This window comes from Chryseobacterium sp. HMWF035, assembly GCF_003094695.1.
GTDB lineage: Bacteria > Bacteroidota > Bacteroidia > Flavobacteriales > Weeksellaceae > Chryseobacterium > Chryseobacterium gambrini.
The window spans coordinates 23,439-38,810 of sequence record NZ_QEHP01000066.1; the positions used below are offsets into that span (position 1 = coordinate 23,439).

At 36.3% G+C, this 15,372-nt stretch carries 15 protein-coding genes; 8 read left to right on the forward strand and 7 right to left on the reverse strand.

The window, feature by feature from the left end; genetic code table 11:
• Window positions 1–348 precede the first annotated feature (348 nt).
• Window positions 349–525, forward strand: coding sequence for a hypothetical protein (locus tag DD829_RS23565; RefSeq protein WP_165796640.1), 177 nt, complete (start codon window positions 349–351; stop codon window positions 523–525).
• A gap of 48 nt (window positions 526–573) precedes the next feature.
• Here DD829_RS23565 and DD829_RS11055 read toward each other — a convergent pair whose 3' ends face one another.
• Together DD829_RS11055 and DD829_RS11060 are read right to left on the reverse strand one after the other, a co-directional pair.
• Window positions 574–1,602, reverse strand: coding sequence for a pirin family protein (locus tag DD829_RS11055; RefSeq protein ID WP_108410094.1), 1,029 nt, complete (start codon window positions 1,600–1,602; stop codon window positions 574–576).
• Window positions 1,603–1,644: 42 nt separating this feature from the next.
• Window positions 1,645–1,941, reverse strand: coding sequence for a GNAT family N-acetyltransferase (locus DD829_RS11060; protein ID WP_076394942.1), 297 nt, complete (start codon window positions 1,939–1,941; stop codon window positions 1,645–1,647).
• Between the two features lie 594 nt (window positions 1,942–2,535).
• On the opposite strand from DD829_RS11060, the gene DD829_RS11065 reads away from it, so the two are divergent.
• From DD829_RS11065 to DD829_RS11085, 5 genes are all read left to right on the forward strand, one after another.
• A complete protein-coding gene (locus DD829_RS11065) occupies window positions 2,536–3,537 on the forward strand; it encodes an EamA family transporter (RefSeq protein ID WP_108410093.1) in 1,002 nt (333 codons plus the stop codon).
• Window positions 3,538–3,551: 14 nt separating this feature from the next.
• Complete coding sequence (locus DD829_RS11070) at window positions 3,552–4,580, forward strand: methionine ABC transporter ATP-binding protein (RefSeq protein ID WP_108410092.1); 1,029 nt, start codon at window positions 3,552–3,554, stop codon at window positions 4,578–4,580.
• A complete protein-coding gene (gene metI / locus DD829_RS11075) occupies window positions 4,573–5,229 on the forward strand; it encodes a methionine ABC transporter permease MetI (protein WP_087708108.1) in 657 nt (218 codons plus the stop codon). The genes DD829_RS11070 and metI overlap by 8 nt, the downstream gene beginning before the upstream one ends.
• 240 nt (window positions 5,230–5,469) lie before the next feature.
• Window positions 5,470–6,282, forward strand: coding sequence for a methionine ABC transporter substrate-binding lipoprotein MetQ (metQ, locus tag DD829_RS11080; protein ID WP_108410091.1), 813 nt, complete (start codon window positions 5,470–5,472; stop codon window positions 6,280–6,282).
• Between the two features lie 264 nt (window positions 6,283–6,546).
• On the forward strand, window positions 6,547–8,808 hold the full coding sequence (locus DD829_RS11085; protein ID WP_108409906.1) for a glycoside hydrolase family 3 C-terminal domain-containing protein: 2,262 nt from the start codon (window positions 6,547–6,549) through the stop codon (window positions 8,806–8,808).
• 60 nt (window positions 8,809–8,868) lie between these two features.
• Here DD829_RS11085 and DD829_RS11090 read toward each other — a convergent pair whose 3' ends face one another.
• From DD829_RS11090 to DD829_RS11110, 5 genes are all read right to left on the reverse strand, one after another.
• On the reverse strand, window positions 8,869–9,228 hold the full coding sequence (locus DD829_RS11090; RefSeq protein ID WP_116547737.1) for a hypothetical protein: 360 nt from the start codon (window positions 9,226–9,228) through the stop codon (window positions 8,869–8,871).
• A 1-nt stretch (window position 9,229) separates the two neighbouring features.
• On the reverse strand, window positions 9,230–10,198 hold the full coding sequence (locus tag DD829_RS11095; protein WP_165796714.1) for a Fic family protein: 969 nt from the start codon (window positions 10,196–10,198) through the stop codon (window positions 9,230–9,232).
• A 54-nt stretch (window positions 10,199–10,252) separates the two neighbouring features.
• Window positions 10,253–10,999 carry a metallophosphoesterase gene (locus DD829_RS11100; protein ID WP_108411163.1) on the reverse strand — a complete coding sequence of 249 codons (747 nt, stop codon included), beginning with the start codon at window positions 10,997–10,999 and terminating at the stop codon, window positions 10,253–10,255.
• Window positions 11,000–11,078: 79 nt separating this feature from the next.
• Window positions 11,079–11,519, reverse strand: coding sequence for a hypothetical protein (locus tag DD829_RS11105; RefSeq protein WP_087708097.1), 441 nt, complete (start codon window positions 11,517–11,519; stop codon window positions 11,079–11,081).
• Window positions 11,520–11,637: 118 nt separating this feature from the next.
• A complete protein-coding gene (locus tag DD829_RS11110; protein WP_108411070.1) occupies window positions 11,638–13,020 on the reverse strand; it encodes an MFS transporter in 1,383 nt (460 codons plus the stop codon).
• Window positions 13,021–13,163: 143 nt separating this feature from the next.
• Between DD829_RS11110 and DD829_RS11115 the strand changes: the two genes are divergently transcribed.
• Together DD829_RS11115 and DD829_RS11125 are read left to right on the forward strand one after the other, a co-directional pair.
• Complete coding sequence (locus DD829_RS11115) at window positions 13,164–13,634, forward strand: Lrp/AsnC family transcriptional regulator (RefSeq protein WP_108411069.1); 471 nt, start codon at window positions 13,164–13,166, stop codon at window positions 13,632–13,634.
• A gap of 859 nt (window positions 13,635–14,493) precedes the next feature.
• A complete protein-coding gene (locus DD829_RS11125) occupies window positions 14,494–15,261 on the forward strand; it encodes a methyltransferase domain-containing protein (protein ID WP_108411067.1) in 768 nt (255 codons plus the stop codon).
• Window positions 15,262–15,372: the final 111 nt, after the last annotated feature.

A 15,372-nucleotide genomic window follows, 5' to 3' on the forward strand; every position in this document is an offset into this window, starting at 1 on the left:
ATCAATTGTCATTCCGGAGGAATCTATACTCGAATATTTTGTGTGAATTTATACTACTTCACTTAGATCTTTTCACGATGACAGATGTGGCGGAAAGTTGAACGTTTTCAAACGCAAAGTTTTTTTACGATGGTGATTATTTTGAGGAAGCAAAGTTATGCAGATTTCATCTGTGATGAAGCGTGTGTTTTAGCATCCGTCTTGCTTTGGTTCTTTTTACAGAACAATTTTACATTGTTTTTGGGTTGAAATTTTAAACTTTATTTTTTCCAGAATTTCTAATATTTTGCTTAGATCCTTACAGGATGACAAATGTGCCGGAAAAGAATTCAGAGTTAAAAGACAAATTTGTCTGAAGAAATTCAAAACAGTCCTGTAACGGCTTTTCGGGTAACCGGGAAAGTATGTTTCACCCCTGCAAGAGACTTTCCGGGAACCTCGAAAGCTTCCTGCACCCCTGCGACAAACTTTCCGGAAGGCGGGAAACCTTCTTGCACCCCTGCAAGAAACTTTCCCGGAAATTAAAAAAGCTCCCTTAAAAAAGAGAGCTTCAAAACAATTCACACCATATCACTACCCTTCCATCGGAACTTCCATGAGGAGAATCTCTGTGTTTTCCGATGTGGATTTTATGTTTAATTCGGAAATATCCCAAATTCCGAAGCCGTCTTTTTCTTCCAGTTGCTGCCCTTCAATTTCTGCGCTTCCTTTGATGATGAAAACGTAGACGCCGTTTCCTTTTTTCTTCATCTGATATTGGGTTTCAGCTGTATTTTCAAAATCTCCGAGATGAAACCATGCTTCCTGATGAATCCATATTCCGTCGTCTTGGGGGTCGGGTGAAAGGATCTGCTGAAATCTGTTTTGGCTTTTCGTTCTGTCGAGTTTCATCTGGTCGTATCTCGGCGTTACATTTCTTTTATTGGGATAAACCCAGATTTGCAGAAATTTAACCAAATCGCCTTCATCTTTACTGAATTCACTGTGCATTAATCCGGTTCCGGCGCTCATCACCTGAATTTCGCCGCCTTTTATTTCGTTATTGTTTCCCAGATTGTCATGATGGATCAGGGTTCCTTCCAGTGCAATGCTGATGATTTCCATATTGTCGTGAGGATGCGTTCCAAAGCCTTTTCCGGCTTCAACGGTATCATCATTCAGCACTCTTAAGGCACCGAACTGCATTTTTTCGGGGTCATAAAATTCTCCGAAGCTGAAGGTCTTTTTACTGATCAGCCACTGTTCGTTGGTTACCCCTCTTGAATCTGCGCGGTGCACGACTCTGTTTTCAGGTTTTTTTGCTGCTGCAAAGCTGCTTTCCACCTCGTTGAACAGCAATCCGCTTCCGCCACCGTAATGTTCTATTACTTTTATATTTTCATCAAAATTTCTGCAAAAAACACCGATCTGTTTTTCGAACTGTTCTTCCAGACCGGAACTCAGCAAAACAATATCGACGGGATTATTTTTGATAAAATCCTGACTCTTGCCTTCATCACTCAGAATTTCAGCCTTCCATCCATCATTTTTTTCGATAATTCTTTGTAAGGTTGCAAGAATTTCGACATTTTTTCCGATTACCAAAAAGTTCAGTGCTTTCATTTTGATTTAATTAAAAAGTTAATGGTTTACAATTTTAAAATTTTACAGTTCTTCTTTGAACCATACATCGCTGTATTCGTCGGGACGGCGTTTGAACTGGGCATGAACATAAGGACACAGCGGAACAATTTTGAGATGATTTTCTCTTGCGTAGGACACCAGTTTTTCCAGCAGGATCTTTGCAAATCCTCTGCCTTCAAATTCTTCGTTTACTTCTGTATGATACACCGTTAGTTTATCTTTAATGACGGAGATGTCCATTTTTCCTGCTTTTTTATCGTCTGAGAAAAGCTGAATCTCCCCTCTTACATTTCCTAAAACAACTTCTGTTCTTTCCATGATTTTGATTTTTAATGATGATGTAAAATTAGGCACCCTGAATTTGCCGGATCATGATGTATGATAATAAATCGATTTTATTTTGATTAAACTAAAAGAAGCAGCGAATTATTTTTTTTAACGTGATAAACATAAATTTTCTGCCTGTATCGCTGTAAATTTTCCGTTCGCGAAGGGGTTACACGCAGCGAAGGCTTGATTTTCGGAACATCAACAAGAAGTTGAAAGCTACTATTCGGCTTTTTTGAGCGAAATTAAAGGTGAATTGATAGTATTTTCAAAAATTAAATCATTAAAAATCAAAACATTAAAAACAAGAGATCAATTTATTTACTAAAAAGTCTACTTTTTTAGTGGACTAATAGAAAAATATGTTTTATATTTGCAACCGTAATCAGGATATAATAATACAATGAAAGCAGAATTCAAGAACAGCACCGTAAGAAAACATATCAATCATTTTATGATGATGTATTGCTGCATGCCTATGCTTCATTCCTGTTGTGGTTAACCTTACTTTTATATGACATATTTCTAAAGGCTTTACCACGTTGTAGAGCCTTTTTTATTTTAAAAACAACATTAAAAAATATCATGAATACTAATAAAAACAAATGGCTGATTCCTATAGCCTTCACCAATATTTATGTAATATGGGGAATTACTTTCCTCGCCATTTCTTTCGGGTTAAACGGATTTCCGCCTTTTATTCTTTCGGGGTTCAGATTTTTGGGCGCAGGAATAATAATGATCGGATATCTGCTCGTAAAAGGTGAAAAAGCCAATTCTACCATCAACTGGAAAAAAAATGCCATCACCGGAATTCTCATCCTTACGGGAGGAACGGGATTGGTTGCGTGGGGAGAACAATATGTAACCGCTTCTGAAGCAGCCATCGCTATTGCAACCGGACCATTCTGGTTTATCGCCATTGATAAGAAAAACTGGAGTTATTATTTCTCGGATAAGTTTATTCCTTTAGGTTTGGTGATCGGGTTTGCAGGACTTATTTTATTTCTTAACGGAAGTGTAAGTGGCTCCGGTTCGCATACACAAACGGCAGATGCTTCAATCAGGATAATTGCATTTGTTGTTCTGGGCTTAAGTTCTGTAGCGTGGGTTTTAGGATCTCTTTATTCCAAAAAAAATCCGGCTGGTCATTCAACTTTTATGAATATTGCCCAACAGCTTATTACTGCCGGTATCGCTTCATTTATTATTGCGTTTTTCAGAAATGAATGGACTGGTTTTTCAATCGTAAAAGTACCGTTAAACGCCTGGTTAGGATTGCTTTTCCTTATTGTATTCGGATCGATTATCGCTTATCTTTCGTATATCTGGCTTTTGTCTGTAAAACCTGCCGCTTTGGTAAGTACGCATACTTACATCAATCCTATTGTTACTGTAATTGCGGGTTGGATCGTTGCAAATCAGACCATCAACATCAACCAGTTTTACGGACTGATTGTTATTCTTGCCGGAGTTCTTTTAACGAATGTGACTAAATATTTTAAGCTTTCCAAGCGGTCTAAAGTGAAAATAAGAAGAGTGATAAGACACGTGAACAAAAACGCAAGACCTTATCAGCCAATATAAAATTTAAGTAAAAAATGATAGAGATAAAGAATGTTTCAAAAACATTTCATCAGAAAAAACAGTCGTTTAAGGCGCTGAATGATGTAAGCCTGACGATTGAACAGGGCGATATTGTAGGAATCATCGGATTTTCGGGAGCGGGAAAAAGTACCTTAATCCGAACGGTGAATCTTCTTGAAAAACCTGACAGCGGTAAAATTGTGATTAACGGAAAGGATTTTACGAAATTAAATTCGAGACAATTGGCACAGGAAAGGAAAAAGATCGGGATGATTTTTCAGCATTTCAACCTGCTTTCTTCGAGAACTGTTTTTGAAAATATTGCGCTTCCGTTAGAGCTGGATCATGTCAGCAAAACTGAAATTAATAAAAAAGTGAATGAACTGCTGAAAATCGTAGGACTGGAAGATAAAGCTCATGATTATCCTAAAAGTCTTTCGGGAGGACAAAAACAGAGGGTTGCCATTGCAAGGGCTTTAGCAAATGATCCTTATCTCCTGCTCTGTGATGAAGCGACGAGTGCGCTCGATCCTGCAACCACACAATCGATTTTACAATTGTTGAGGGATATTAATCAGAGACTTGGAATTACGATTTTGCTGATTACGCACGAAATGGAAGTCATCAAAACGGTCTGCAACCATGTTGCGGTAATCGACAAAGGTCAACTATTAATTAAAGGAACTTTAAGCGAGATTGTCTCAAACAAAGAGAATCCTATCATCAAACAATTTTTAAACTCTAGTGTTATGACGATACCACAGGAACTGAATAAAAAACTACAGAAAGAGCCACAAGACGGATTATTTCCATTGGTAGAAGTAGAACTTAATGAAAATATATCGGTGGAAGAACTGCTATCCATTGTTTACGATAAATATAAAATTCCATACAAACTGCTGAAAGCGGATGTTGAATATCTAGGCGATTCCAATTTTGGAAAGCTATTGCTTCAGCTTCAGGGAGAAGAGGAGAAAAATCAGCAGGCCATTTATTATTTCAATCAGAATAAAATTCAAAATACGGTAAGAGGATATGCTTAGTGATACGGTGATTTCTCTTTTATCAAAGGGAATTTGGGAGACGGTTTTTATGACGTTTGTTTCGGGGTTTTTCGGATTTGTTCTGGGTTTGCCTGTCGGAATTCTATTGTTTTTAACACGGAAAGGACAGCTTTTGGAAAATGTAATTTATAACAGAATCTTATCTGTTCTGGTGAATATTTTCCGTTCTATTCCTTTTATTATTTTAATTGTGTGGATGATTCCTTTCACGAGAAGTCTGGTGGGAACGTCTATCGGGGTAAACGCAGCTTTGGTTCCTTTAAGCATCGGAGCGGCTCCTTTTATCGCAAGACTGGTAGAAAATAGCTTACTGGAAGTTCCTTATGGTTTAATTGAAACTGCAAGAGCTTTGGGAGCAAGCCCGTTTCAGATCATCAGAAAAATATTGTTGCCGGAAGCACTTCCTTCTTTGATTAATAACGCAACAATTACCTTAATTACGCTTGTCGGCTATTCTGCGATGGGAGGAGCTGTCGGAGCCGGCGGATTGGGACAGATCGGTTATCAGTACGGCTACATCGGTTATGATGCCGTGATTATGAATCTTGTGTTGGGATTACTGGTTGCGATTGTTTTTATCATTCAGTTTTCGGGAGACCGATTAGCGAAGAGGTTTGATCATCGTTGAGGTTTTTGTGTTGGAGGGTGTGAGTGTTTGAGTGTGAGAGAGTGAGAGTGTGAGAGTGTGAGAGTATTTTGAAAATAATGTGATAAGTGTGAATGTGAAATAGTGTGGTGGTTTGAAAATTTCAGCCATCAATCGGGCGAAAATCAGCAAAAAGGAGTAAAAGCCATATTTTATTTATTAAAGAATTTAAAAATCTAACCTTTTTGCTTTCGCCCTTTTTTTAAAAGAAAATAATTTACAATGAAAAAAATAAAGATTTTAAGTTTTTTAGCAGCGGGTTTGTTAGCATTTACCGGCTGTAATTCATCAAAAAAAGAGGATCCGAACTTTATAAAAGTGGGAATCACTTCAGGACCGGAACAGGAAATTGCCGAAGTGGCGAAAAAAGTAGCGAAGGAAAAATACAACCTTGAAGTAGAACTGGTTTCCTTTAACGATTATGTGGTTCCCAATGAAGCTCTAAATAACGGCGATATTGATGCCAACGCTTTTCAGCACGTTCCTTATTTAACCGAGCAATCCAAACAGAGAGGATATAAACTGGCGGTTGTAGGAAATACTTTTGTCTACCCGATCGTTGCGTATTCAAAGAAAATTAAAAGCATTAATGAACTTCAGAACGGAAGTACCATCGTTATTCCGAATGATCCTACCAATGGCGGCCGTTCCTTACTTCTTTTACAGAAAAACGGGTTGCTGAAATTAAAAGACGGCATCGGATTATTACCCAAATTAACGGATATTGTCGCGAATCCTAAACAGTTAAATATCCTTGAAATTGAAGCGCCACAATTGCCGAGAGTGTTGGATGATAAAGAAGTGGTGATTGCCATTATCAACAATAATTTTGCGGCTCAGGCGGGACTGGATGCCGATAAACAGGGAATTTTCAAAGAAGATAAAGATTCTCCTTATGTAAATGTAATTGTTTCCAGAGAAGATAACAAGACGTCCGAAAAGGTAAAAAATTTCGTAAAAGCCTATGAATCTGATGAAGTGGTAAAAAAGGCGGAAGAAATTTTCAAAGGCGGTGCTGTAAAAGGCTGGAACTGATTTGGGGAATGGTGAATGATTAATGGTGAATTCTTTGATAATGCCGCAGAATTCATCATTGACAATTCACCATTGACAATTCACTATTGACATTTTAAAAAAGTCTATTATTATATATTTGGACATTGTTTCAGTTTTTTGAAATGATGTCTTTTTTATTTTCAAATCACGGGTTATTAAAAATTATTTATTTAAAATATATTTTCTCAATTTGAGATAATAAAATTTTTTGCTATTTTTGTTTCCAATCAAAAAAGGCTTTTTATGTTTAAGAAAACCGCCATTGTAAGTTTATTCACATTTATTTCTGCTTCTTATATGGCTCAAAATACACCGCTTCCTGTTTATTTAGACGAATCCAAACCTGTGGAATTACGGGTAAAAGATGCACTTTCCAGAATGACTCTGGAAGAAAAAGTGGCGATGCTTCACGCGCAGTCAAAATTCAGTTCATCTGGGGTTCCAAGATTGGGAATTCCGGAATTCTGGACGACGGACGGACCTCACGGAGTTCGTCCTGAAGTGATGTGGGACGAATGGAATCAGGCAGGCTGGACAAACGACTCTATTATCGCCTACCCTGCTTTAACGGCACTTTCCGCGACATGGAATAAAAAAATGTCCTGGAATTACGGTAAAGCACTGGGTGAAGAAGCCCGTTACCGAAAAAAAGATATTCTTCTGGGACCGGGAGTTAATATTTACAGAACTCCACTCAACGGAAGAAACTTCGAATACATGGGTGAAGATCCTTATCTGACTTCAAAAATGGTGGTTCCTTACATCAAAGGAGTACAATCGAATGGTGTGGCAACTTCTGTAAAGCATTTCGCCCTGAACAATCAGGAAATGTTCCGCCATACCAGCAATGTAAAAGTGGACGACAGAACGTTGTACGAAATTTATCTTCCGGCTTTTAAGGCGGCTGTAACAGAAGGTGATTCTTGGACGATCATGGGAGCTTATGATATGTATAAAGGTCAGTATTCTAGCCAGAACCAATATCTTCTGAATGATATTTTAAAAGGGGAATGGAAATATAAAGGGGTCGTGGTTTCCGACTGGGGTGCGGTTAACAATACCGAACAGGCTATCCATAACGGACTGGATCTGGAATTCGGAAGCTGGACAAACGGACTTTCTGCGGGGACAAAAAATGCTTACGACAATTATTATCTGGCAAAGCCTTATTTAGATTTAATTAAATCCGGAAAAGTAGGAACAAAAGAGTTGGACGATAAGGTTTCAAGGCTTTTAAATCTTGCGTATAAAACAACAATGAACCGAAACAAACCTTTCGGAAATATCGCTTCTGAGGAGCATAAAGCTATTGCAAAAGAAATCGGGGAAGAAGGAATTGTATTGTTGAAAAATCAGGGAAATATCCTTCCGATTGATCTGAATAAAGCTAAAAAGATTGCTGTAATCGGCGAAAATGCTATCAAAATCATGACCGTTGGCGGTGGTTCTTCTTCATTAAAAGTGAAATACGAAACGCTTCCTTTAGACGGAATTAAAGCGAGATTCGGGAAACAGTCAGACGTACAATATGCAAGAGGTTATGTGGGAGACATCGGCGGAGAATACAATGGAGTGAAATCCGGACAGGATTTAAAAGACAACCGTTCTGAAGCTGAATTATTAAACGAAGCTGTGGAACTGGCAAAAAAATCTGATTACGTTATTTTCGTTGGCGGATTAAACAAGGCTGATTTCCAGGATAGTGAAGGGAACGACAGAAAAAGTTACGGATTACCTTACAATCAGGACAATGTCATTGCTGCACTGGCTAAAGCGAATAAAAATCTTGCGGTAGTTCTGGTTTCCGGAAATGCGGTGGCAATGCCGTGGATTAAAGAAGTTCCGACTGTTGTTCAGGCTTGGTATTTAGGTTCTGAAGCAGGAAATTCGATTGCTTCGGTTTTAGCAGGTGATGCAAACCCATCAGGAAAACTGCCTTTTACTTTCCCTGTGAAACTGGAAGATAATTCGGCGCATCAGTTGGGAGAATATCCCGGAAATAAAGCGGAATTGGCAGCGGATAAAGGCAAAGATCAGAAAAACCCGATCAATATCGCATACAATGAAGGAATTTTTGTAGGCTACAGATGGCATGATACTAAAAAAATCAAACCGTTATTCAGTTTCGGACATGGTTTAAGCTACACCACTTTCGAGTTTGGAAAAGCCAAAGCTGACAAAACAACGATGTCTCAGGATGATAAAATCACGTTGACGGTTTCTGTAAAAAATACAGGGAAAAGAGCCGGAGCAGAAGTTGCCCAACTGTATATTTCCGACCTTAAATCGTCTGTTGAAAGACCGGCTAAAGAATTGAAAGGTTTTGAAAAAGTGTATCTGAATCCGGGAGAAGAAAAAGAAGTAACGTTTACCATTGATAAATCTGCGTTAAGTTTCTTCGATCCCCAAAAACACGACTGGGTTGCAGAACCGGGAGATTTTGAAGCTCAGATCGGTAATTCTTCCGATGCTATAAAAACGAAGGTGAAGTTTACGTTAAAGTAATCTTACTTATATATTTCTAAAACGGAGAGTCCTTTTGTAAGGGCTCTTTTTTATTAAAATCTATAAATCTGATGACTTTAAAAAAGTATATTTAAAAATCTTTCCATTTGATTTTTTTAGGATTAATGTATCATTAAAAGCATTTTTAATAATACTATCGCCCTTTTTGGCTGTGAATCCAAAGATATTGTTGTTATTTAAACTACTTGTAACCGGAAAAAAATTAACCGTATCATTATCCAATTTTATTTCAGTATCTCTTCGATTTGTTGAGAAATCTAGAATAATTCCGTTCAAATCAGACCGGTTAAAATCATTAAATCTATCAGCATGTATTTTATCCATTCTATTTTCCATAAAATAATTAAATAAAAACAACATAAAAATTACTATTCCAAAAAACAATATTTTCTTTGTCATGTTATAATTTTAATTCAATGAAACGATATTCTGCCAATCTCTGTTCACCAAATTTCACCAAAATATTCTCATCAACAGCCCACTTCAGATCGCGACTTGCCGTAGGTGCCGAAATATTTTTAAAATTTTGGAGATAATCTCTTCTGCTGAATTTTCTATTTCCAATTTTTTCTTTAAATAAAAGTATTCTGTCTTTCGTGCTTAAATTAATATTTTGAGATTGCAGAACCTGTTCCAAAGACTGTAAAATTATAGATAACATAAACTCAATAAAAGGAGTTGACTGCCCCGCTTTATCAGATTCTGAAAGTGTATTATAATATTCCTGTTGGTTTGTTTTAATAAGACTTTCTACCGGCAAATATTCAAAAACAGGATATTGCTGCATCAAAATCAAGGTCTGCCAAAGTCTTCCCATTCTTCCGTTTCCGTCGACAAAAGGATGTATAAACTCAAATTCATAGTGAAAAACACAGCTTTTAATCAAGATTAAATCCTGATCGTTCTTTAAATATTTAAAAAGATCATTCATTAATCCTTTTACCATAGCTCCACCCGGCGCAAGATGTTCAACTTTTGAACCTTTTACAATTCCCACATTAGTTGTTCTGAATTTTCCTGCGTTTGCGACCAGATCCTTCATCAATATAGAATGAGCCAACTCTAAATCTTTAATTTTATTGGGGTTAAAAATTCTAAGATCATGATAGACTTTTATTGCATTCTGAACTTCAAGAATATCTTTTGCAGGAGCAATAATCCGTTTATTATCCAGCAGAGCAGTTATCTGCTCTTCCGTAAGCGTGTTGCCTTCAATTTCAAGAGAAGACTGAATCGTTTTAATCCTGTTCTTCTTTCTCAGTTCAGTATTCGGCTTATAAAGATGATTAGCATTAATTTCTCCTATTTTCTCTGAAATAGAAGCAACCAATTTTAATATTTTTTCGGTAATAATGTAAGGCGGTTTCAAAATATGATAGTATCATTTGATAGTATCAAAGATATGATTTTTTGTTGAACTAATTTAAACCTCCACAATCAGCTCCCTATCAAATCCATTATACTTTTCAGAAATATAACCATGTGGATTACAAATAATCTCCGTCTCTCCTATTTTGTATCTTTTCGGCGTGTGAATATGCCCGTGAATCCAATACAGCGGTTGATATTTCAGAATAAAATCTTCCAGATTGGAAACGTATGCGGAAGTCAGCGGATCATTTTTGAAATGTTCCGGACTCGACTGTAAACTTGGGGCATGATGCGTCACTACAATATTTTTCATGCCCTTTGAATTTTCAAGACTTTCTTTTAACCACAATCTCGAAAACTGATGAATTTTATAAATATCTATCGACCTCATCTTGGAATAAGAAGGATCTCTTTTAATTTTCTTATAATCGTTCATTCCTTGCTGACAGACGAATCCGTAATATCTCGGATCCCCGAAAACAGAAAAATCAGTCCACAACGTTGCACCATGAAAACGAATCCCGTCGATGTCTGCAAAAGCATCTTCCAGCACAAAAACATTGGAATTTTCTGCGGCAGCTTTTATTTTATTTAACGTTTTAGGATAAGAACCTTTATAATATTCATGATTTCCCAACACATAAATCACAGGTTTATTGGGAATTTTTGTTTTGATCCATTCAATTCCTTTCGTTCCCAAATTAACATCTCCCGCCAAAACAACGACATCGGCATGATCAAAAGATAGTTCCGACATTCCAAATTCCTGATGCAGATCGCTGATGATTTGTATTTTCATGGTGCTAAAAAGATGACATATATTAAAATTTACAAAAACTTTATTAACTAACTTTGAAATACTCATAAAGTTAGATGCTTTACTTTTCAAGTTTCTTTACTCCAGTTAACCAAGTTTTAAGCTCTTCCAAGATCTTACTATCTCTTATTTCTTGTTCCTCAATCATTTCCTTTCCTAGTTTTTTCACAAAAATATTTTTCACCAACCATCCTTTTTCTTTGTTAAAATTTCCTTCAAGATATTTTCGCCCCGCCCCACGAGTTCTGCAAGCATTGATTACAATATCAATATTTTCATATTCTTTTAATAAATTATTAATTTTTTTTACTTGATTTATATCGTCTCCCGCACTGACGAAAGCTATATACAAATTATCAACTTCGAAGACAGTACATATATCACCTTTCTTAAGATCAAATTCTTTATTGAGGTAATTATTAGAAATCCATTCAGCTATTAGCTTAACTTTTGTTGTTTTTCCTGTTTTACTTACTCCTCTTAAAGTGAACATTTTTTTCATTTATTATCTTTTATAAGCTAATATAAAAATAAACTTATTGCTAATTTAATTATGAACAAAAGAATCGACAAAATTTGCCGATTCTTTCAATATATAATTTAGTTTAAAGTAGATCAGTTTACGAAACAGCGATTTCAGATTCTGCGATCTTTATATTTTTAAAGATAAAATAGCACAGCATTGTCAGTGCAAAAACGGCATAGCCGATCAGAATAATCAGACTTAAATTTCCAACAGCAAGTTCAGAAGGAAAAATCTGGCTCATCAACGTCATAAAAGACAACCCGATTCCTGCGCCTAAAAAATAGCTTGTCGAACTGAGACTCGAAGCCACTCCGTAAGAGGAAGGATTTACATCCTGAATTCCCAAGACAGACAAAGCGGTAAAACAAAACGTCATCCCTATTCCTGAAATGCATGCTGCACCTAATAAAACCATTGACAAAGGATGCCCGAAATAAATGGAAACCAACAACGCCAAAGCTCCACTTAACATGAAAATCCAGCCCAAAATTCCCATCTGGGAAGAATTTAATCTTTTGGCAACATGAGGAAGGATAAATTTAGCTACCAAAGCCGACATAATACTGAAAGGAACCAACATCAGTCCCGCCGAAGCCGCACTGTGATTCATATCTTTCTGCAACATCAGCGAAATTAAAAACAAAAATCCGATGAAAAAAGCGCCTAAAGCCACAAAAGCCAGATTGGAAACTACCAGAGATGAATGTCTTAATAATTTTAAATCAATCAAAGGCTGAGCAACAGATTTTAAACGGAAAACGACAGAAGTCAGTAAAATAACCGCCAAAATTAACGAACCTGCAACCAATAAAGTCTGTTCTTTGATGTGAACCAGTTCATGCGTTCCGTATGTCAAGCTCAGTAAACCTAAAATCAATAAAATTCCCGACAGAAGATCTGTTTTTTGGGACACCCCTTTCTCATCTTTCGGAAGATACTGATACGCAAAAATCAACGTGATGAAAAGAATCGGAACATTGATTAAGAAAACCCAATGCCAACTCAGATACGTACTAATGATTCCACCCAAAGAAAGTCCGCTTCCGGAACCAATCGCAGCAAAAGAACTGAAAATCCCGATCGCACGGTTTCTCTCCTGATCTTCTTTAAATGTATTCGTTACAATAGACATTGCCGAAGGCATAATGAAAGCCGCTCCCAGTCCCTGCAAAGCTCTGAAAATAGCTAAAGTTCCGAAGTTTTCAGACAAACCCGCTCCCAGAGAAGTCAGCATAAAAAGAAATAATCCCAAAAGAAAAATTTTCTTTCTTCCGAGCTGATCAGAAAGTTTTCCCCCGATAATCAGAAAACCGCCAAAAAACAATACATATAAAGTCTGAAGCCATTGTACGGTTTCTGCACCAATCCCGAATTGCTGTTGAATAGAAGGAATTGTGAGATTGATAATGGCAATATCCAAAGCCTCTACAAATGTTCCTACCGATGCTAAAATCAAAATCAAATTCTTTCTCTCCATATAGTTCAATTATGCTGCAAAATTAAAATTAATAGAACGCATATAAAAATTCAGACTAAAATTAAGAACATATTTAATTTAATTCAATTTACAAAAGAACAAATAGTCTTATATTTGAAATTAATTCTTCAAAAACAGAACAGATGGCAACAGAAAATTATACACCCGACGAAAAAGACCTTTCCATTCTCAGAATTTTACAGAAAGATGCGAAATTAAGCGTCCGCGATATTGCGGCAAGAATTAATCTGAGTCCCACTCCTACTCATGAAAGAATTAAACGAATGGAAAAACTGGGAATCATTAAAGGATACACCACAGTTGTTGACCGTAAAAAAGTGAACAAGGGAATGATGGTAATCTGTATGATTGCTCTGAATGTCCACAACAAAAAAACCGCAGGAAAATTCATTGAGGAAGTAGGAAAACTGAAAGAAGTAGTTGAGTTCTACAACATCAGCGGAGATTTCGATTTTATGCTGAAAATTCTCGCTCCGAATATGGATGAATTTCATGAATTTTTCGTGAACAAGCTCTCTGAAATTGAAGGGATCGGACAGACGAAAAGTATTTTTGTGATGAACAGCATTAAGGAAAGTTCCCAGATTTTGTAGTGATTTTTTCTGGCAAATTATTTTTAACGGAAAGAATACAAACATATTTTTAAAATTGTTGTGAATATTTTTCGTTCGCAAGGGCGTCTCACTCAGCAATTGAGTAATTTTGCCATGATTATTTTGCTTAGTTTTTTTCATCCTGTAAGAATTTAAGCGAAGTATTAAAAATCAAGCTTAAAATTCCAACCCAAAAACAATGTAAAACTGTTCTATAAAAAGAACCCAAGCAAGACAGATGCTAAACCGCACGCTTCATTACAGATGAAATCTGAATAACTTTGCTTCCTCAAAATAATCACCATCATAAAAAAAAAACTTTGCGTTTGAAAATGCCCAACTTTCCTCCACATTTGTCATCCTGTAAGAATCTAAGCGAAGTATTAGAAATTATAAAAAAATAAGCAAAGCAAGACGGATGCTAAACCGCACGCTTCATCACAGATGAAATCTGCATAACTTTGCTTCCTTAAAATAATCACGATCATAAAAAAACTTTGCGTTTGAAAATGCCCAACTTTCCTCCACATTTGTCATCCTGTAAGAATCTAAGCGAAGTATTAGAAATTGAAAAAAAATAAACAAAGCAAGACGGATGCTAAAACACACGCTTCATTACAGATGAAATCTGCATAACTTTGCTTCCTTAAAATAATCACGATCATAAAAAAAACTTTGCGTTTGAAAATGCCCAACTTTCCTCCACATTTGTCATCCTGTAAGAATCTAAGCACGAATCTTTCGATTTTTTTCTCGCTACTTTTAGATCCTTCCTTCATCTGAATACAAACTAAGAGGCTATTTTATGTGCTGTCAATTTATAATTTCGTAAATTTAGTTACATTAAATCAACAAAATTATGCCCTGGAATCCTGAAATTTACAATCAGTTTAAAAACATTCGCTATAAACCTTTCTTTGATCTTTCAGATTTAATTGAAGATGAAAAAACAATGAAGGCCATTGATCTGGGTTGCGGAACAGGTGAACAGACTGCAATATTAGCCGAAAAATTTCCTGAAGCTGTATTTATCGGAATAGATTCTTCTGCCGAAATGCTTGAGCAATCAAAAAGTCTTGAAAATGCACATCTTCATTTCAGACAGGCGACAACAGAAGAAATTCTGGAAAGTGATGAAAAATGGGATTTGATCTTCAGCAATGCGGCTTTGCAATGGTCTGATAATCATCATAAATTATTCCCAGAATTGATTTCAAAACTGAACTGTAACGGACAACTTGCGATCCAAATGCCTTATCAACCCGGAAATATTCTCAATCAGATTTTGTATGAAATGTCGAATGAGGAACCTTTCCGAACACAATTAAACGGATGGAACCGTCCTTCTTCTGTTTTATCCATCGACGAATACGTACAGATTCTATTTGAAAACGGACTTGAAAATTTAAATATATTTCAGAAGGTGTATCCTATTATCGCGGAAGATCATGAAACGCTATTTAATTTCATTTCAGGATCTGCGCTCATTCCCTATCTGGAAAGACTTTCGGAGGATGAGCAGGAAAATTTTAGGATAGAATTTAAACGAAGGATTCAGAAAAATTTCCCAAAGCTTCCGGCAATTTATTCTTTCAAAAGGATTTTAATGTATGGAAGGAAAAATTAATTTCTGTAAAAAATAAGGTAATGTACTGAAAAATAGTTGGTGAAATTCAGGATATATTTTAATAAATTATGCACGTTAATCCGAAGAGGACAAAAGCACTGGTGGAGATCA

Coding starts and splice junctions, on each gene's coding strand:
- DD829_RS11055 (WP_108410094.1), bottom strand. CDS start 1,602: ATGAAAGCACTGAACTTTTTGGTAATCGGAAAAAATGTCGAAATTCTT.
- DD829_RS11060 (WP_076394942.1), bottom strand. CDS start 1,941: ATGGAAAGAACAGAAGTTGTTTTAGGAAATGTAAGAGGGGAGATTCAG.
- DD829_RS11065 (WP_108410093.1), top strand. CDS start 2,536: ATGAATACTAATAAAAACAAATGGCTGATTCCTATAGCCTTCACCAAT.
- DD829_RS11070 (WP_108410092.1), top strand. CDS start 3,552: ATGATAGAGATAAAGAATGTTTCAAAAACATTTCATCAGAAAAAACAG.
- metI (WP_087708108.1), top strand. CDS start 4,573: ATGCTTAGTGATACGGTGATTTCTCTTTTATCAAAGGGAATTTGGGAG.
- metQ (WP_108410091.1), top strand. CDS start 5,470: ATGAAAAAAATAAAGATTTTAAGTTTTTTAGCAGCGGGTTTGTTAGCA.
- DD829_RS11085 (WP_108409906.1), top strand. CDS start 6,547: ATGTTTAAGAAAACCGCCATTGTAAGTTTATTCACATTTATTTCTGCT.
- DD829_RS11090 (WP_116547737.1), bottom strand. CDS start 9,228: ATGACAAAGAAAATATTGTTTTTTGGAATAGTAATTTTTATGTTGTTT.
- DD829_RS11100 (WP_108411163.1), bottom strand. CDS start 10,999: ATGAAAATACAAATCATCAGCGATCTGCATCAGGAATTTGGAATGTCG.
- DD829_RS11105 (WP_087708097.1), bottom strand. CDS start 11,519: ATGAAAAAAATGTTCACTTTAAGAGGAGTAAGTAAAACAGGAAAAACA.
- DD829_RS11110 (WP_108411070.1), bottom strand. CDS start 13,020: ATGGAGAGAAAGAATTTGATTTTGATTTTAGCATCGGTAGGAACATTT.
- DD829_RS11115 (WP_108411069.1), top strand. CDS start 13,164: ATGGCAACAGAAAATTATACACCCGACGAAAAAGACCTTTCCATTCTC.
- DD829_RS11125 (WP_108411067.1), top strand. CDS start 14,494: ATGCCCTGGAATCCTGAAATTTACAATCAGTTTAAAAACATTCGCTAT.